Source organism: Clostridium sp. CM038, from assembly GCF_055081105.1.
Genome location: NZ_CM143651.1, coordinates 2,308,589 through 2,327,373 on the forward strand (window position 1 = coordinate 2,308,589; position 18,785 = coordinate 2,327,373).

The window sequence follows — 18,785 nt, forward strand, 5'->3', positions numbered from 1 at the left end:
TATTTCATAAATTACAATTATAATTTTAGGGGGTATTTTTTATGAACAAACCAGTAATATCGGAACATTTTAAGAAAAGGATGCCATCAGCCGTAAGAATTGGACAAATGAAATTTAATGAGCGTAAAGTTAAACCTGAGTTGGTCAACGTAGCGATTGGAAACGTTTCCCTACCAACAAATCCTGCTATGCAGAAAAGAATGTTTGCATTGGATTCACCTGAAAGCCCATTTGCAAAGGGTACTGTAAGATATTCAGGTACTGCCGGTGTAGCCGAGGCTCAGGATGCATTTAAAAACATTCTCAATTGCCAAGGGTTTGATACTAGCAAATTATTTGTTCAGGTAACCGATGGTGGATCCACTAGTATTGAGATGTTATTACTTGGTGTTTGCGGAGCTGCAGGCACTGATGATAAACCTCTTATGATGATTGACCCAGCCTATACAAATTATATTTCTTTTGCAGAAAGAATTGGCCGTAAAACTGTTACAGTAAAGCGTCATTTAGACGATGATGGCAAGTTTAGCCTTCCAGAACTAGATAAAATTGAAGAATCTATTAAAAAGAATAATCCCGGAGCACTTCTTGTAATCCCTTACGACAATCCTACAGGGCAGCTCTACGACTATGCAACTCTTAAAGAACTTGCTAAAATATGCGTAAAATATAATATGTGGATGATTAGCGATGAAGCTTATCGTGAACTATATTATGTCAACAGTGACCTCATAAGTATCTGGGGAATCACTGATGCAGATGTACCTGGCATAGAGGGCAGAAGAATAAGTCTCGATACCGCATCAAAGATATGGAGTGCCTGTGGTTTAAGAATAGGGGCTTTAATCACTGATAATGAAGAGTTCCATACTCAATCAGTAGCTGAATATACTGCTAACCTTTGCGCCAATGTAATAGGTCAGTATATCTTCGGAGCACTAGCTCATGAAAGCAAAGAACAGCTTGATGAATGGTGTATAGGACTCCGTGAGTATTACAAAAAACTCTTGTTTAAATTCTATAGTTGTATGAAGAAACTGGACCCAGGTCTTATTGTTTCTAGCCCTGATGCAGCTATATACTCAGTAGTTGACGTTAGAAATGTTGTAAAACCAGGATTTGATTCAATCGAATTTGTTATGTATTGTGCCCAAGAAGGCTCAGTGGATTTCCACGGAGTGGAAACAACTCTTCTGGTAGCACCTATGAAAGGTTTCTATGACATTAAACCAGGCGAATCTAATCCAGGAAGCACTCAGATGCGTATCGCATTCGTAGAAACTCCAGAAAACATGGCAAAAGTTCCTGAGTTATTCGTTAAGCTTCTAAGAAAATATGAGGGTATACGTTAATCATACTTAAATTATACACCAAAAGAAAAAAGAGCCATCTCGCAATAGAAATTACTTTCTATTTTGAGATGGCCCTTTTTATCTATTTTCCTTATATCAGTTTTAAATAGATAATTCCCCTATTTTCATAGCACTTTCCAAGCTTTTAGCAGATGCTATAAACCCTGCTTTGTGACAAAAAATAGCATCATCTATTTTAAGTATAGAATTTATTTCCTCACTTGATTTTCCTCTAATCGATTCTAATAAATCTTTTCTTGCTTCAAAAGTATCAACGGCTTTCTTTACAGTTTGAATCTTATACTCTGCATTATTATCATTTGGAGAAATAACAAACAATATTTCATTATTTATATCTATTTTTAGTAACTGTTTAAGCCAAGGACAACCGGTTTTTAAAACCATTATTTCGTTAGTCTTTCTACTTTGAAAGGCTTCATCTACTATTACCCTTGCTTTTATAACAGAAACTTGTCTGCTTATTATTCTTTTTATAACCTCAGTAGCATACCGGACGGCTTCTTCGAATGCCTCCTCTTTTGAATCATCAGAATCCCATGCAGGATTAAAACTTTGGATTATATCACTTATTGTAGTTACATTAATTTCTGATTTTATATCTATTCCATTATCTGTAGCATCAATACCCTGAACTAAATTTTTATCAACACAATCAAAAATGGATCTTATGTCCTCTTCATCAAATTCAGAATTAAACTTTTGTATTACTCTTGACCCAAACTCTCTCCAAACCAAACCACAAGCAGCATATGGAACATCGTTTTCTCTTATTTCTTTGTCTAATTGGTGATGGTCGAACTCTCCAAAGCCTATGTCATATACAAAATCTAAAGTTCTAAGTATATTCTCATCTCTTGTTCTTGTTACCTTTATATCCCCTAGTAGTAGACTAAGTATAGCTGTAGCCATAACATCGTCTGCATGAAATTTTCCATTATGTGTTCCTAAAGTTTTAATATTCTTTTCATTAATCATTATTTACCTCTTTTATATTTATTATAATTTACTCATATCCGCAATATATTCTACAATTTCATCATCACTGCTAAAATCATCTTTATTAATCCAAGTTACTCTTGGATCTTTTCTAAACCAGGTAAGCTGCCTTTTAGCATAATTCCTACTTCCTTGTTTAATCATTTCTATAGCTTCATTTAAAGATATTTCACCATTTAAATAGTATAGCACTTCTTTATATCCTATACCCTTCATTGACTGCATATCTGAATTGTAGCCCATATCTTTTAATTTTATAACTTCATCTATTAAATTATTTTCAAACATTATATCTACGCGTTGGTTAATTCTATTATACAATTTTTGTCTATCCATGTTTAGTACAAAATAATGTACATTATAAGGAATATCCAAAATATTTTGCTCTGATTTAAACTCACTCATGGGTTTACCACTTACTTTGTACACTTCTAAAGCTCTAATAACCCTTTTTAAATCATTAGGATATAGTTTATTGTAAGATTCCTCATCAATATCTTTAAGTAAGCTATGTACATATTCGTTTCCTTTTTCATCTGAAAGTTTTGTAAGATACTCTCTATACTCTTCATCTTTGTTGGTACGCGCAAAGCTATAGTTATATATTAGTGAATTTATATAAAACCCAGTTCCACCAACTAGCATTGGGAGTTTATTTTTATTACTTATATCTTCAATAGCACTTTCAGCTCTTTCTTTAAACTCAGCCACACTAAACTCTTCACTAGGCTCTATTATATCTATTAGATGATGAGGAACTCCCCTCATCTCCTCGAATGAAATCTTAGCAGAACCAACATCCATACATTTGTATATTTGCATTGAATCTGCTGATATGATCTCTCCCTTTAGCTTTTGCGCAAGTTTTATAGAGATTTCTGTTTTACCTACAGCTGTAGGGCCTGCTAAAATAAATAAATCTTTCATGTTTCCACCTTTTTTCTATTGTATTCTTTTAAATCTTTTTTCAAGTTCATTAAGTGTAACTTTTATTATTGTAGGTCTTCCATGGGGACAAGTAAAAGGTTCATCAATATATCTTAAATCATCAATTAATTTGTTCATTTCAAGCTCTGTTAGCTGATTATTTGCTTTTACAGCTGCTTTACATGCCATAGATGCTATACGATTATATTTAACTTCTACAGTTTTACCGCTGCCCATGTTTTTTAAATTATCTAATATTTCATTAAAAAGATTTTTAATATCTGGTTTCCCAAGTATTATTGGAACTTCCCTAATACTTATTGTGTTTTCACCAAATTCAATAATGTCAAAACCAGAATTTTTAAATACTGCTTCATTTTCAATATAATAAGTGTAATCATCTTGATTAAGCTCTATTACTATTGACGTAAGTAAAATTTGGGATAGCACCTCGGAATTTGTAATTTCTTTTTTATATTTTTCAAATAATACTTTTTCATGAGCTGCATGTTGGTCAATTAGGTAAAGCTCATTATATACCTCACCTAAAATATAGGTTTTATTGAATTGTCCTATAATTCGAAGCTCTGGAAACTTTGAAATTTTAGAAACTTCATTTGGCGATGTGATTTCACCCGTCTCATAATTAATTATATTACTATCTTTAACATTCTCACTTACCCGCGCGATTTGTAACTCATTAGTAGCTTCACTACCATAATTACTTGTAACTTTTAGATCACTCACATTTGTATAAGATGATTCTTTAAAATTATCTGTTTCATTGTTTAATGTTTTATAATTAAAATCTATTGGGATTTGAACACTCTTTTCTAGTTCTTCCCTATCCTTTTCATCTATTACTGTCCTGTTAAAATCATAAATTTCTTTTCTTAAGGTGTTTTCTTCAATTTCTTTCTCACTGCTATTTGCTTTATCGCCTTCTGGTATATCAAAATTGCCTCTTAAACTATCAGCAATTGCTGTATGCACTGCGTCAAAAACAATTTTAAATACAGCTTTATCCTCCTGAAATTTAATTTCAGTTTTTTGTGGATGAACATTTATATCTATATACTCAGGGAAAATATCTAAAAATATAACAAAGAAAGGAAATTTATGAACAGTCAAAAAAGATTTAAATGCATTTTCGACGGCCGCTGTAATTAGACCACTTTTAATATACCTTTTATTAACAAAAATACTTTGTCTATTTCGGCTGCCTCGACTTATCTGTGCATTACCGATATATCCATGAACAGACATTATATCGTTATACCTTTCAAAACTAGTAATATTATCTACAACTTCTTTACCATATATATATCTAATAGTATCGCAAAGATTTGTAGAGCTATATGTAGACAAAACCTTTTTACTATTGTTTAGTAGTTTAAAAGAAATCTCATTGTTAGCTAATGCAAGCCTGCCTATAATATCTGATATTAAAGCTGATTCTCTTTGAGGCGTTTTTAAAAATTTTTGCCTTGCAGGAACATTAAAAAATAGATCCTTAACTTCTATTGTTGTACCAACATTGCATCCTACTTCTTTAACGTAGAGTATATCCCCTGATGACTGAGATATCTCTTTGCCAAATGAGGATTCTTCAGTTCTACTATTTAGTAAAGTATGAGATACAGACGCAATACTCGGCAATGCCTCTCCTCTAAACCCTAACGTATGTATTTTATAAATATCTTCAACATATTTTATTTTACTAGTAGCATGAGGCAAAAAAGCCTTTTCTATATCATCTATATGTATTCCGTTGCCATCGTCAGTTATCTTTATGTTTTTTTGACCACCATCAACGATTTCTATGTTAATATTTTTAGCACCAGCATCTATACTATTTTCCACGAGCTCCTTGACTACAGACGACGGCCGCTCTACAACCTCGCCTGCAGCAATTTTATTGGAAGTCTCAACTTCTAATATATTAATTCTCATGACAACTCACATCCTTACCTATTTTTATAGCCCCTGTCTATCACTATAGCAACTTAGCCCTATTAACTAGATCGTATAGCTTATTAAACCCATCCATAGGTGTTAGATTAAGGATATTTATATTTTTAATTTCTTTTAACATATTATCCTTTTCTATGTCTGTAAAATTAATTTGAGTAATTTCATCGTTTTCTATCTTCGGTACATAAGTTACAGCCGCTTCTTTCGCCACAATGTTTTCAATATCTTTTTTATTATTAGCTTTATTAGGTCGTTTAATTTCCGAAAATTTATTGCTTTTTAAGTCAATTTCCGTAGTATTGTTAAGATTCTCTAGTGACGCTAGAATTTCATTTGCCCTATTTATTACATCCTCTGGTAGACCTGCAAGCTTTGCAACCTCTATTCCATAGGATTCATCAGCTCCACCAGGAACAATTTTTCGAAGGAATACAATTTCATTTTCAATCTTTTTTACAGCTACAGAATAATTTTTAACACCCTTAATCATACCTTCAAGTTTTGTTAACTCGTGATAATGTGTAGCAAACAAGGTTTTACTCCTTAAATTAGAATTCTTACAAATATACTCAATTACTGACCAGGCAATACTTAATCCATCATAAGTACTAGTACCACGACCTACCTCATCAAGTAAAACTAAACTTTTATTTGTTGCATTTTCTAATATATTGGATACTTCCCACATCTCAACCATAAAGGTACTTTTACCCGCAGCAAGATCGTCTGAAGCTCCTATTCTCGTAAATATCTTATCACATATGGATATATCTGCATCTATGCAGGGAACAAAACTTCCTATTTGAGCCATAATAGTTATTAATGCGACTTGACGCATATAGGTAGATTTACCCGCCATATTGGGTCCAGTTATTAGTAGTAATTGATTACCCACAGCATCCATACATGTGTCATTTTCAATGAAAGTATTTGTAGGCATCATTTTTTCAACTACAGGATGTCTCCCACCTTTTATATTAAAAATACCCTTAGTATTTATTTTAGGTTTGGTATAATTATTTTCAAGTGCAATTGTAGCTAGGGCACTTAAACAATCAATTTCTGATATTAACTTTGCAGTATTTTTCATTCTTTCTATGTGTTTTTCAATTTCTTCTCGAATACCTGTAAATACCTCATATTCAATATTGACTAATTTTTCTTGTGCTCCTAAAATTTTCTCTTCCATTTCCTTAAGTTCAGGAGTAATGTATCTCTCCGCGTTAGACAAGGTTTGTTTTCTTATGTACCTTCCCTCCGGAATTGACCCGATATTTAATTTGGTTACTTCAATAAAATAACCAAACACTCTGTTATACCCTACTTTTAATGACTTTATTCCAGTTATTCTTTTTTCATCATTTTCTAATGTAGCAATCCATTCTTTGCCATGGGCCTTAGCTTGCCTTAGCTCATCTATTTCACTATTAAAACCTTCCTTAATAATATTTCCCTCTTTAATAGAAATAGATGGATTTACAATAATAGAATTATCTAAAGTATTATATATATCTTGCAAATCATCTAAGTTTAAATATATTTTTTTCGTTAATTTACTATTAAGTCCTGCTAAAATGGATTTAACCCTTGGTATTTTTCCTATAGAATTTTTAAGAGAAATCAATTCTTTTGCATTAACATTCTTTGAAGAAATTTTCCCTACAAGTCTTTCTATATCATAAATATCCACCAGCACATCTTTTAAATCTTCGTGGAAGGTAGTATTACCTTTTAGTTCTTCTACGGCCTCTAATCTTTCATCTATTAAGCTCTTGCTTATTAAAGGTTGATCTAACCATTTACGGAGCCTTCTAGCTCCCATGGCAGTATTAGTTCTATCTAATACCCAAAGCAAAGAGCCCTTCTTAGTTTTATCTCTTAAAGTTTCCGTGAGTTCTAAGTTTCTCCTAGAATTTGCATCTAAACTTACATAATCTAAAATATCATAATATTCTATAGTATCTATGTGAGAAAGTGATTTTTTTTGTGTATCCATAATATAACTAAGCAATCCTGAAATGCTGCTAATTAAAGTTTGTGAGAATGTATTCTCACAAAAGTTATGAAACTGATTTGTAATTAAACTTTCGTCTTTCAGGGTAAAATACTCATTTGGGTAAGACGAATACAAAACATTAAATCTTTCTTTTATAGCGCGCAGTATCTCCTCAGATATATCCTCTGACACAATAATTTCTTTTGGATTAAACTTTGAAATTTCATCTAATATAGTAACAATGTTAAATTTAGTATCTGTGCAAGTAAATTCACCAGTTGATACATCACAAAAACACACTCCACAGAAGTTAATTTTTCTGTCAATGTAAATGCTCATAATATAGTTATTTTTAGTTTCTTCTAAAAAACCGGAATCAGTGTAAGTTCCCGGCGTAATTATTTTAATAATATCTCTTTTAACTATGCCCTTTGTAAGTGCTGGATCTTCCACTTGCTCACATATGGCAACCTTATATCCTTTTGCAATTAGCCTTCCTACATAGGTGTTGGCAGCATGGTACGGTATTCCGCACATAGGTGCTCTTTTCTCAAGGCCACAGTCCCGTCCTGTTAGGACTAATTCTAATTCTTTTGATGCAACCTGCGCATCGTCAAAAAACATTTCATAAAAGTCACCTAATCTAAAAAACAATATACAGTCCTTGCACTTTTCTTTTATTTCAAAATATTGTATCATCATTGGAGTTAATGCCATTGTCATACCACCTTGCTTTCATCTGTAAGTAAATAATAATTGTTAATTTTTATATAAGGGACATTCAAGTAAATAACAAGTCAGTATCCTAGCCTAGTGACTTGTTATTTACTTTCATGCCCCTAATGTGCATTTATTCTCATGCACCTTATATTTCTTCACCTAAAAGTGAAAAAGAGTGTGCCTCAGTTATTTGAACTGATACGAGATCTCCAATAGCTTTGTCGTTTCCCTCGAAGTTCACTAATTTCCCATTTCTAGTTCTTCCACTTAATTTATTTTTATCATTTTTACTATAACCTTCTACCAATACTTCTACTATTTTACCTACACATTCTTTGTTTCTTTCTGCACAATTTCTGTTAACAACTTCAATTAATCTATTAAATCTTTCATGCTTAACATCATCTGGCACTTGGTCTAGCATTTCATCAGCTGGAGTTCCTTTTCTTTTAGAATAAAGGTACGTAAATGCTAAATTAAATTTCACCTCTTCCATAAGGCTTAGAGTCTCTGCAAAATCTTCATCTGTTTCTCCAGGAAATCCAACGATAATATCTGTACTTATTCCTACATTAGGTATTGTGGTTCTAATATCTTTAACCAAATCCAAATATTCCTGCCTATCATAATGTCTATTCATTTTATTTAGAAGATTAGATGAACCTGATTGTACTGGTAAATGAACATGTTCACAAATCTTATCCCCCGCAGCAATCACTTGCATTACTTCATTTGATAAATCCTTCGGATGAGATGTCATAAATCTTAATCTCTCTAAATTTTCAATATTGTTAATTCTTCTAAGTAACTGTGCAAAATTTATTTCAGGAGTTAATCCCTTACCGTAGGAGTTAACGTTTTGACCAAGTAAGGTTATCTCTTTGTACCCTTGTGCAACCATAGCTGTTATTTCATTAATAATTTCTTCAGGCTTTCGACTTCGCTCGCGTCCTCTTACATAAGGCACTATACAATAAGTGCAAAAATTGTTGCAACCATACATAATTGTAACAAAACCTTTTAGATTATTTCCCCTATCTATTTTAATTCCCTCTATAATATTTTCTTCTTTATCCCAAATTTCAACGATAGATGATTCTCCACCTTGTATTCTCTTTAAGTACTCTGGGAATTTATGAGCATTGTGTGTCCCAATAATAATATCTACAAATGGAAATTTAGTAATTATATGTTTCGCCATGCCATCTTGTTGCATCATACATCCAATAATCGCAATTATAAGCTTTGGATTATTTTTTTTCATTGTTTTTAAAGCACCTATATTTCCATCAACCTTTTGCTCTGCATTCTCTCTAACACAACAAGTGTTGAATATAATTATATCAGCAGTTCCCTTATCCAAAGTTCTTTTATATCCCACAGGTATTAGCATACCAGATAATTTTTCAGAGTCCTCCTCATTCATTTGGCATCCCCATGTTTCTATGTAATAATTAAGTGTTTTATTCATTAGTGCATTCTCCTTTATAAAAAAAAGTATTAATACATACCATTATATATAATATGAAAGCTTTTTTAAAGTCATTTTTAATAATTGATTATATAATTAATCTATTCTAAATATATATACGAATCAGATTATACTCTTACTAGTTGATTTTCTATTTTAATATAGAAAAAATTACATATTATGATTCTTTAATTAGCACTTATATTTGTTTTTAATTTCTAGATTAAATTTCTGTTTTTAGGATAACCTACCTAAAAGGAGTGATTTTATATGTATGATGCAAAAAAAGAAGAGACTATAAAAGATACGAGTTTACAATACAATTGCATAGGTGATAGAAGTTATTATTGTATGTGTAACCATAGTAATATGCTAAATATGAAAGCATCCTATGTTCCTGTTGAAATTGTACTAAACCAGTATAATGACATTTCAGAAGGAATATCCACCACTTCCATTAGTGAGAATTCCTTATTATAACAAAAATAAATATGCTTTCTGATATTGAAGATAAAATATAAAAAGAGATAGAATCCTCTATCACTTTTTATATTCATTATTAAGCTTTGGTTTTTTTCCAAGTATAAACTTCCTTTTTAATATTAAAACCTAAAGAAATATATAATTTTAAAGCGAAAACATTATTAGAATCCACCTTAAGTGAGACTTTAGAAAAATCATTATCCATAGCTATATTAAGCAAATGCCTTAAAAGCACTTTCCCATATCCTTCTTTTCTGTATTTCTCTACTATTCCGAAATTTACTATGATTGCTGCCTTATCTTCAACTATAATTTGACCATATCCAACGGGTATATTATCTAGTTTAATAAATATTGCGCCCTCATTAAAATAATATTCCTGTGCTTCATCATAATAGATATCTTCTACATTTATCGGAATTCTATCATCATTTTTAAATATTTCATTTTGTAATAAACAACGTTCTTTTTCATTTTTGCCCTTTTTTACTATAGAAAAAGTAATATTACTAGGAACAAGGGAATTAAAATATTCTTTACACTCTAGTTCTAGTTCCATAACTCCCTTTAATCTAGTAAACCCTAGCTTATTTAAAATATCTATGTTTATTCCATTATCTTCACATTCATAAGTTATCAAACTATTACTTACCAGTGAACTAATTAAAATTTTATAGCAGTAGACTAAATTATTATCCTCTATTACATTTATTGAATTAATGGAACTATGATATTTAGTATGTTTTTCAAACCATATATAACCTATATAATTATTTTCTTCTAATAATAAGTTTACAGTTTTTCTTAAAAACAATTTTTGAATAATGTTACTATTATCATACTGTTCAAAGAAATCTTTATTCGATAAACTAAAGTTAGTATTAATTTTACTAATTTTTCTAAAACTTTCAATATTTTTCAAAGTTAGACTTATTAATTTATACATTTAACTTTACTCCACTAATATTTATTTTTAAATAAATTTGATTATTTATAAAATTTTAATACATTTATAATTATAAATCTATTATTAATAGTTTTACAATGAATTTTTATAATTTATGAATATTCTTCTAAAAAATTTAAATATTCATTAAAAAATTTCTCTTGAGCTTCATTGTGACATGTTATCTTATTAAGTTTATTCAAATATTTAGTCTCAGACCATTTTTTTTGTTTCATATATCTTTTCTTCGCTAACTTCCAAAACTTATGAGGGAATATTATTAAGGCAAGCATTATCTCTAAATCTTCTTTGCTTAATTTATTAGTAGAATTATATGCTTCAATCAGAACTTTAGCAAAATTAAAATTCCACCCATAAGCCTTTTCGAACATCAATCTCCGAAGAAGCTTTCCTAAATCACTTATTTGTAAATCACTCATAATACTATCAAGGTTAATTATGAAGTACTCTCCATCCTTTTTAATTATGTTGTGATAACGAAAGTTATTATGACATATTATTTTCTTATCATTTGCTATTTTTGATGATTTATAATACTGTGACTTATTTAGAATATTAACGGAAGACATACCTCTATTATAAAAGTTATCAATATTTTCTAGAAAATGAATATCAAATTCATTTTTTATCCTTTTGTTAGTAATTATTCTTTCGAATCTTTTAAAATCATTTAAATCGTTAGTGAAAATTTTCGGCCAATCCTTTAAATTGTTTGGTATATGGATTTTATTATGGTCAATTTTATTTGATACGTTATGAAATTGTGCTAAGAGTTTTGTACAACTCACAGCTTCATCAATATCAGTTAAATCACATTCACAGCCTTCTAACCATTCTGTTAAGTAATATATATTTTTTTTATAGCTTACGGAAAAAGCTCCGTCTTTTGTTCTAAAATATTTAGGTGTATTGGTAAAGTTATTAAGTAGTAGTTCTTCTGTTAAAATACAACCATTTTTAACCTTACTTCTTCCATGCCTCATTTTCTTTAAACAGAAATCACCATTATCTGTTGTAATCTTATATGCACTTCTAACTTTTTCAGCAGTTATTAACTCTAATTTATACTTCCTAACTACATTTATTAATATTTGCATCTTTTTATTAGTAATTATATTTAAGTGCTCAATTGTTCTTGCATTACCTTTCAATTTTCTCTCTCCCATAATAGTGCTATTAAATTATATTAGCTAATTTAATTTAGTATTCAATAATTCATAAAAATTATAAAAAAACGTGCTTGCATAATTTTATGCTACACGTTTTTTACGAGAAATTTTCTTAAAGAAAATGTTATGCTTCAATAATCTATTATTTCATTTTTAAAATTGCCTCTTTAATAACCCAATCCGGTGTTGAGGCTCCAGCTGTGACCCCTATACTCTTAACATTTTTATCTTTTATAAATTCATCAGTAATACCTAATAAATTTTCTACATGTATTGTATTTTCACAATTTTTCTTACATATTTCATACAGCTTTGTAGTATTGGAACTATTAAAACCACCAATAACAACCATAGCATCAACTTTAATTGAAAGTTCTTCTGCGGATTTTTGGCGTACTTCAGTTGCACTGCATATAGTGTTGAAGGCAACTATTTCCTTACAGGTTTTTATTACCTTGGTTAATACATCCTCCCAAGTAGCCTGCCTCTCTGTTGTCTGAGATACCACGCATACTTTATTTGATATATTACCGAGCTCCGTACCACTCTTAAGTATTACTGCAGAATCATTACACCATCCATTAATTCCAATAACTTCGGGATGATTTTTATCTCCAACTATAATTATATGATATCCTAAATCGTAATATTTTTTCACCTTTTTATGAATATTGGTTACATAAGGACATGTTGCATCTATTACATTAAGGCTGGTTTTTTTTAAAATATTTAATGTTTTTTCAGATACTCCATGCGATCTTATAATAATCGTATCATTTTCTTTTAATCTTGAAATATTATCAAGTTCTATAGGAAATATTGAATTTTCTTTCAAAAAATCCACAACATCAGTATTATGAATAAGTGGCCCTAGTGTATAGATTTCATTATTGTATTTTTCTTTCATATTTAAAGCCGTATCTACAGCTCGTTTAACTCCAAAACAAAAACCAGCTGAATCTGCTAGTGTTATTTTTCTCATACTGCCACCTCCATATATAAGGCATTATAAAAAATATTGAATTAACTATACTTAATTTTCAAATTAATATATTCCACAATTGTTTCAACTACTCCATTAATGCTTAAATCAGAAGAATCGATTTCTATAGCATCTTCCGCTTTTATAAGTGGACTAGTCTCTCTATGTGTATCAACATAATCTCTTTTTATAATATCCTTTAAAATAGTATTGTAATCAACTTCTATATCCTTAGAAATTAATTCTTCGTATCTTCTTTTCGCTCTCTCTTCGCTACTCGCAGTTAAATAAAATTTAAAAGAAGCATCCTTAAGTACAACTGTACCAATATCGCGTCCATCCATAATAACATTAAATTTTTTGGCTATATTTTGTTGTAGCTTAACAAGTATTTCTCTGATTTCAGGAATAGCTGCATATTTTGAAACATTGTTGCTTATAATAGGCATATTTATCATATATGTCAGATCTTCCTTATTAACAAATAGACGTTCTTCTTCAAAATGAATTTCTAAAGATTCCACCATTTTAAGTAAATCATCTACATTATTTTCTGATATGTTTGCATTCATCGCCTTTAAAGTAACTGCTCTATACATTGCTCCCGTGTTAATATACATAAGACCAAATTTTTCACCTATCATTTTAGCTATAGTACTTTTACCTGCACCTGCAGGTCCATCTATGGCAACGGAAATTCCCATACTCTTCACCCCTCGTTTATAAAACTGCTAGTTTTAATAGCATTAATTTGATACTGGAAGTAGCATTAATTTTCCCCTACATTACTCCCAGCTAAATTCCCTGTTGATAATGCTATTTGGAGGTTATAACCTCCTGTATATGCATCTACATCTATCATTTCACCTGCAAAATAAAGATTATCAATTTTTTTTGATTTCATGGTTGAAGCATCTATCTCTAAAGTATCTACTCCACCACTAGTTATAATTGCTTCTTCTATTGGGCGAAGGCCCTTAATATTAAACGTTAAATTTTGAAGCAAATTTACTACGGTTTTTCTTTCTTCTTTAGTAATAGAATTCACTTTTTTATCTTCATCAATATTAGATAGTTGAATTATCGTATTAATCATTTTTCTAGGAAGTAAATCATCTAATGAATTTTTAAAAGCTTTGTTTGCATATTTCAAGAAATCACTTTGAACTCGCTTATCAAGTTCAACTTCACTTAATGCTGGCTTAAGATTTATCACAGCCTTAAATTTTTCTCCTTCTTTTATAAAACTACTTGCACTTAATACAATAGGTCCTGAAGCACCATAATGGGTAAAAAGCATTTCCCCAAACTCTTTATATAGACTCTTATTCTTACTATTAGTAATTTTTAATTCTACATTTTTTAGAGAGAGACCCTGTAAATCCGAAACCCACGTTTCATCAAATTCTATTGGTACAAGTGATGCTTTAGGTTTAATTATATTGTGTCCTAAAGAACGAGTATAAGATAAACCTTCACCAGATGATCCAGTTTGTGGATATGATAAACCACCGGTACATAATATAAAGTAATCTCCATAAACATAACTTCCATCAGCAAGCTGTACTCCGACAATCTTCTGATTATCCCTAACTAACTTTTTAACTTTTGAGTTTAATTGCACTTTAACATTTTTATTTTTTAATTCCATATTAAACGCTTTTATTATATCCGAAGACTTATCTGACTGCGGAAATACTCTATCTCCTCTTTCAACCTTAAGGTTAACTCCTAATTCTTTAAAAAAATTCATTGTATCTTCATTAGTAAAGGAATATAAAGAACTATATAAAAAATGAGGATTACATGGTATATGTTCAAAAAAATCACCAATATCCTTCGCATTTGTAATATTGCATCTACCTTTCCCAGTTATATAAAGTTTTCTTCCTAATTTTTCATTTTTTTCAATGAGTACCACATCATGTTTTGATGAAGCTGTAACAGCTGCCATCATACCTGCTGGTCCTCCTCCAATAATAACTACTTTTGCCACCTAATCACTCCCTTATAATACTTACAATTATAAATTAATATAATACATTAATTTATTCAACCTCATTTAAAAATAAACACCGTATTTCAAATAAATATATGCATTCTATTATATCACACTCTTTTATATAACTAAAAAATAAAAAAATAAAAAAGGGAATCCCCCTAAAAGGATTCTCTTTGAAATATATACGTAAGAATTAATAATTTCCTTGTGCGTGCATTGCTTCTGCAACTTTAACAAATCCTGCGATGTTAGCTCCTGAAACTAGATTATAACCAAATCCAAATTCTTCTGAAGCTTCTTTACAATTTTTGTATATATTAATCATAATTTCATGTAATTTTTCATCAACTTCTTCAGCCGTCCATGATAGTCTCATGCTATTTTGACTCATTTCAAGTGCTGATGTAGCAACTCCGCCTGCATTTGCAGCCTTAGATGGTCCTACATTAACGCCCTTTTCTAAGAAGTAGTCAACTGCTTCGTTAGTACATGGCATGTTAGCACCTTCACAAACAAATTTTATTCCATTTGCGACTATTTGTTTAGCATGCTCTATATTGATATCGTTTTGTGTAGCACACGGTATTACTATATCAACTTTTACATTCCATGGTTTTTCTCCAGCATGGAATTCAACATCATACTTGTCAGCATAGTCCTTAACTCTCGAGCCTTTATTTACCCTTAACATTTCAACTAAGTAATCTATTTTCTCTCCTGTTATTCCATTTGGATCGTATATATATCCGTCTGGACCTGAAAGTGTAACTACTTTACCACCTAAATCAGCAACTTTTGTGCAAACACCCCAAGCAACGTTTCCGAAACCCGAAGTAGCTACTGTTTTACCTTTAAAATCTAGCCCTTCATGTTTAAGCATTTCTTCACAGAAATAAGCTATCCCAAAACCTGTAGCTTGTGGTCTTATTAAACTTCCGCCATACGCTAACCCTTTTCCTGTAAGAACTCCATTTTGAAAAGTTCCTTTAATCCTTCTGTATTGTCCATATAAATAGCCAATTTCTCGTCCTCCAACACCAATGTCTCCAGCTGGAACGTCAACATCTGGCCCTATATATCTGTAAAGTTCAGTCATAAAGCTTTGGCAGAATCGCATTATCTCAGCATCTGATTTCCCTTTTGGATCGAAATCAGAACCACCTTTACCTCCACCTATTGGAAGTCCAGTTAATGAATTCTTTAACACTTGTTCAAATCCTAGAAATTTAATGATTCCAATATAAACTGAAGGATGAAATCTTAAACCGCCTTTAAATGGTCCTATACATCCATTAAATTGCACTCTAAAACCACGTTTAACCTGTGTAACGCCTGCATCATCTATCCATGGAACCCTAAACATCATTTGTCTTTCAGGTTCACAGAATCTTTCTAAAAGGTTTGCTTCAATATACTCTGGATGTTTTTCTAAAACTGGTCCTAAAGATCCTAAAACTTCTTCAACTGTTTGTAAAAATTCAGGTTCATTAGGATTTCTCTTTTTAACATTTTCTAATACTTGCTCTATATATTCTTTTACTTCCATAATTTATTTCCTCCTTAAATTAATGTTTTATTTGAATTTAATATATATATGTATGTATATATATATTAGATTGCTACTACTTTGCACATAATTTATAGTATGCACTATTTCTTCCTCATTTAAAGAATTATAATTATATTTTAAAATAAAAAGCAAATATTTATATCCACTTATCTCATACTAATCATCCTAATCTTTATCTTTATAAGAATAAACTTGATATTCTTCCCATACGGTCTCCAAATTAGAAAATGTCCTTGAAATTTTTTCTTTTTCTCTTAATCCCACAGCAATAATTAATGCGTTTATTACACTGAGTGGCGCTACTAAAGAATCAACAAATGAAGCCATATTACTTTGAGCTATTAATGTATAGTCGGCTTTAGCAGCTAGTGGAGATAATAAACCATCTGTAATTGCTACAACATTAGCATTTCTACTTTTAGCAAAAGCCAAAGCTTCAACTGTTCTTGTTGCGTACCTTGGAAACCCTATTCCAATTACTACGTCTTTTTCATTAACATTAAGCATCTGCTCAAATATATCGCTGACACCATATGCTACAACCTTAACATTATCTAAAATAAGATTTAAATAAAAACCCAAAAATTCTGCTAATGCAGATGAACTTCTAAGCCCGATTATGTATATTCTTTCAGCCTTAAATAGTGAATTTACTATCTCCTCAAAAGTTTTATAATTAATCTTCTCCAGAGTAGCTCTAATATTTTCCATATCAGCTTTTAATACACCTTTTAATGCATTTTCTTGCGTAATGAAGTCGTTAGACAACTCAATTCTTTGAACGGTAGTTAGTTTGTTTTTAATTAATTCTTGAAGAGCTTTCTGTAGTTTTGGATAACCAGTGAAATCTAACTCATTAGCAAATCTTACAACAGTAGATTCACTTACTCCTACACTAGTACCTAATTTGGCTGCGGTCATAAATGCTGCCTTATCATAGTGTTTTAAAATATATTCTGCTATTAATTTTTGCCCCTTGCTTAACCGTGGAAACTTGATTTGAATAGACCTCATCAAATCTTGTTTGCTGTTTTCCATAACTAACTCAATCCTTTCTATGTTAATTCCAACCAAATAAAATGAAAAACTCCTTCATGTCCCACATAAAATGCATCATTTAATTATAGATTTTTCAAATATTTTATTTCATCTTCAGTCAAGTTTCTCCATGAACCCTTTTCCATATCGCCTAATAAAATATTGCCCACAGAAACTCTTTTTAATGCAATAACTGGATGTCCTATTGCATCACACATTTTTCTGATTTGGCGATTTTTCCCTTCATGTATAGTAATTGTAGCCCTGCAGTTGAATCCAACCCTCTTATTTATTTGAAGATCCGCTTTCGCTGTAATGTATCCTTCAATATCTATCCCATTACAGAACTTAGATATTTCTTCTTCATTTGGACATCCTTCTAGTATTGCTAAATAAACTTTGTTGATTGCTTGTCTTGGGTGAATAACCTTATTATAGATATCTCCATCATTCGTTAATATAATTAAACCGCATGTATCATAGTCTAACCGTCCTATGGGATATATTCTTTCTTTTACCTTCACCAAATCTAGAATAGTTTTTCTTTCTTTTTCGTCCTTTACAGTAGATACTATCCCTTCTGGTTTATTTAGTGCAATGTAAACTTTATTTTCTTCCATATTGATAATTTTATTATCCACATGTACCCTATCTTTTTCAGGGTCAACTTTATGACCAAGTTCTGTAACCATTAAATCATTTACTTTTACTCTTCCTGATGTAATTATTTCCTCACACTTTCTTCGTGAAGCAACACCACAGCTCGCCATGAATTTTTGCAATCGTTCTTCCACTATATCACTTCCTAATATTATTTTAGTCACTGTATAAATATATATCTCCTATTAAAAAAATTTCATAAGCTAAATTCCACTTAATAAATGAATATCACTATAAATGTATTTTTCACCAAATATTTCTAACCACATTTCATAATCTATTATGAAATAAAATTGATTTAAAATTAAAATTAATATATATATAAATAAGTCTTCACGGATAATTATATAGTATATTAATAAAAAATCAATTGTTGAAAAATTATTTTTCATTTTAAAACACAAGCACCGTTAATAATAGATTTAACTTGTTTTTATTTTGATGTATCTAATGCTAT

14 protein-coding genes and 1 pseudogene are annotated in these 18,785 nt (G+C 30.5%); 2 read left to right on the forward strand and 13 right to left on the reverse strand.

What is annotated here, in order from left to right:
• The first annotated feature begins 41 nt into the window (after positions 1-41).
• Positions 42-1,352, forward strand: a complete 1,311-nt coding sequence (locus ACWJKS_RS10680) for a pyridoxal phosphate-dependent aminotransferase (protein ID WP_462959557.1) — start codon at positions 42-44, stop codon at positions 1,350-1,352.
• Positions 1,353-1,454: 102 nt separating this feature from the next.
• Here the strand turns inward: ACWJKS_RS10680 and ACWJKS_RS10685 are convergent, their stop codons facing one another.
• From ACWJKS_RS10685 to miaB, 5 genes are all read right to left on the reverse strand, one after another.
• Positions 1,455-2,348 carry an MYG1 family protein gene (locus ACWJKS_RS10685; protein WP_462959558.1) on the reverse strand — a complete coding sequence of 298 codons (894 nt, stop codon included), beginning with the start codon at positions 2,346-2,348 and terminating at the stop codon, positions 1,455-1,457.
• 21 nt (positions 2,349-2,369) lie between these two features.
• The gene (gene miaA, locus ACWJKS_RS10690; protein WP_462959559.1) at positions 2,370-3,296 is read right to left on the reverse strand and encodes a tRNA (adenosine(37)-N6)-dimethylallyltransferase MiaA; all 927 of its coding nucleotides are present in this window, start codon (positions 3,294-3,296) and stop codon (positions 2,370-2,372) included.
• 15 nt (positions 3,297-3,311) lie between these two features.
• On the reverse strand, positions 3,312-5,249 hold the full coding sequence (mutL, locus tag ACWJKS_RS10695) for a DNA mismatch repair endonuclease MutL (RefSeq protein ID WP_462959560.1): 1,938 nt from the start codon (positions 5,247-5,249) through the stop codon (positions 3,312-3,314).
• 43 nt (positions 5,250-5,292) lie between these two features.
• A complete protein-coding gene (gene mutS / locus ACWJKS_RS10700) occupies positions 5,293-7,983 on the reverse strand; it encodes a DNA mismatch repair protein MutS (RefSeq protein WP_462959561.1) in 2,691 nt (896 codons plus the stop codon).
• 148 nt (positions 7,984-8,131) lie between these two features.
• Entirely contained in the window at positions 8,132-9,457 is a 1,326-nt protein-coding gene (gene miaB / locus ACWJKS_RS10705; protein WP_462959562.1) for a tRNA (N6-isopentenyl adenosine(37)-C2)-methylthiotransferase MiaB, read from the reverse strand.
• Between the two features lie 270 nt (positions 9,458-9,727).
• Between miaB and ACWJKS_RS10710 the strand changes: the two genes are divergently transcribed.
• Positions 9,728-9,937 carry a hypothetical protein gene (locus tag ACWJKS_RS10710; protein ID WP_462959563.1) on the forward strand — a complete coding sequence of 70 codons (210 nt, stop codon included), beginning with the start codon at positions 9,728-9,730 and terminating at the stop codon, positions 9,935-9,937.
• Positions 9,938-10,016: 79 nt separating this feature from the next.
• On the opposite strand, the gene ACWJKS_RS10715 is transcribed toward ACWJKS_RS10710, so the two are convergent.
• The 8 genes and pseudogenes from ACWJKS_RS10715 to ACWJKS_RS10750 all read right to left on the reverse strand — a co-directional run bounded on the left by ACWJKS_RS10715 (position 10,017) and on the right by ACWJKS_RS10750 (position 18,462).
• Positions 10,017-10,886: a GNAT family N-acetyltransferase gene (locus ACWJKS_RS10715; protein WP_462959564.1), complete on the reverse strand. Its 870-nt coding sequence runs from the start codon at positions 10,884-10,886 to the stop codon at positions 10,017-10,019.
• Between the two features lie 113 nt (positions 10,887-10,999).
• Complete coding sequence (locus tag ACWJKS_RS10720; RefSeq protein ID WP_258280657.1) at positions 11,000-12,058, reverse strand: CotS family spore coat protein; 1,059 nt, start codon at positions 12,056-12,058, stop codon at positions 11,000-11,002.
• Between the two features lie 166 nt (positions 12,059-12,224).
• Positions 12,225-13,058, reverse strand: a pseudogene (locus ACWJKS_RS10725) (4-hydroxy-3-methylbut-2-enyl diphosphate reductase); the annotation flags it as partial.
• A gap of 41 nt (positions 13,059-13,099) precedes the next feature.
• Entirely contained in the window at positions 13,100-13,762 is a 663-nt protein-coding gene (gene cmk / locus ACWJKS_RS10730) for a (d)CMP kinase (RefSeq protein ID WP_462959565.1), read from the reverse strand.
• Between the two features lie 65 nt (positions 13,763-13,827).
• Positions 13,828-15,015, reverse strand: coding sequence for a BaiN/RdsA family NAD(P)/FAD-dependent oxidoreductase (locus ACWJKS_RS10735; protein ID WP_253198179.1), 1,188 nt, complete (start codon positions 15,013-15,015; stop codon positions 13,828-13,830).
• 238 nt (positions 15,016-15,253) lie between these two features.
• Complete coding sequence (gene gdhA, locus ACWJKS_RS10740) at positions 15,254-16,606, reverse strand: NADP-specific glutamate dehydrogenase (RefSeq protein ID WP_462959566.1); 1,353 nt, start codon at positions 16,604-16,606, stop codon at positions 15,254-15,256.
• Positions 16,607-16,795: 189 nt separating this feature from the next.
• Positions 16,796-17,668, reverse strand: coding sequence for a MurR/RpiR family transcriptional regulator (locus ACWJKS_RS10745; RefSeq protein WP_216303110.1), 873 nt, complete (start codon positions 17,666-17,668; stop codon positions 16,796-16,798).
• Positions 17,669-17,751: 83 nt separating this feature from the next.
• The gene (locus tag ACWJKS_RS10750) at positions 17,752-18,462 is read right to left on the reverse strand and encodes a pseudouridine synthase (protein WP_462961070.1); all 711 of its coding nucleotides are present in this window, start codon (positions 18,460-18,462) and stop codon (positions 17,752-17,754) included.
• Positions 18,463-18,785: the final 323 nt, after the last annotated feature.

Excerpts from the sequence above, each read along its gene's own strand:
- ACWJKS_RS10680 (WP_462959557.1), top strand. The coding sequence starts at position 42 with ATGAACAAACCAGTAATATCGGAACATTTTAAGAAAAGGATGCCATCA.
- ACWJKS_RS10685 (WP_462959558.1), bottom strand. The coding sequence starts at position 2,348 with ATGATTAATGAAAAGAATATTAAAACTTTAGGAACACATAATGGAAAA.
- miaA (WP_462959559.1), bottom strand. The coding sequence starts at position 3,296 with ATGAAAGATTTATTTATTTTAGCAGGCCCTACAGCTGTAGGTAAAACA.
- mutL (WP_462959560.1), bottom strand. The coding sequence starts at position 5,249 with ATGAGAATTAATATATTAGAAGTTGAGACTTCCAATAAAATTGCTGCA.
- mutS (WP_462959561.1), bottom strand. The coding sequence starts at position 7,983 with ATGGCATTAACTCCAATGATGATACAATATTTTGAAATAAAAGAAAAG.
- miaB (WP_462959562.1), bottom strand. The coding sequence starts at position 9,457 with ATGAATAAAACACTTAATTATTACATAGAAACATGGGGATGCCAAATG.
- ACWJKS_RS10710 (WP_462959563.1), top strand. The coding sequence starts at position 9,728 with ATGTATGATGCAAAAAAAGAAGAGACTATAAAAGATACGAGTTTACAA.
- ACWJKS_RS10715 (WP_462959564.1), bottom strand. The coding sequence starts at position 10,886 with ATGTATAAATTAATAAGTCTAACTTTGAAAAATATTGAAAGTTTTAGA.
- cmk (WP_462959565.1), bottom strand. The coding sequence starts at position 13,762 with ATGGGAATTTCCGTTGCCATAGATGGACCTGCAGGTGCAGGTAAAAGT.
- ACWJKS_RS10735 (WP_253198179.1), bottom strand. The coding sequence starts at position 15,015 with ATGATGGCAGCTGTTACAGCTTCATCAAAACATGATGTGGTACTCATT.
- gdhA (WP_462959566.1), bottom strand. The coding sequence starts at position 16,606 with ATGGAAGTAAAAGAATATATAGAGCAAGTATTAGAAAATGTTAAAAAG.
- ACWJKS_RS10745 (WP_216303110.1), bottom strand. The coding sequence starts at position 17,668 with ATGGAAAACAGCAAACAAGATTTGATGAGGTCTATTCAAATCAAGTTT.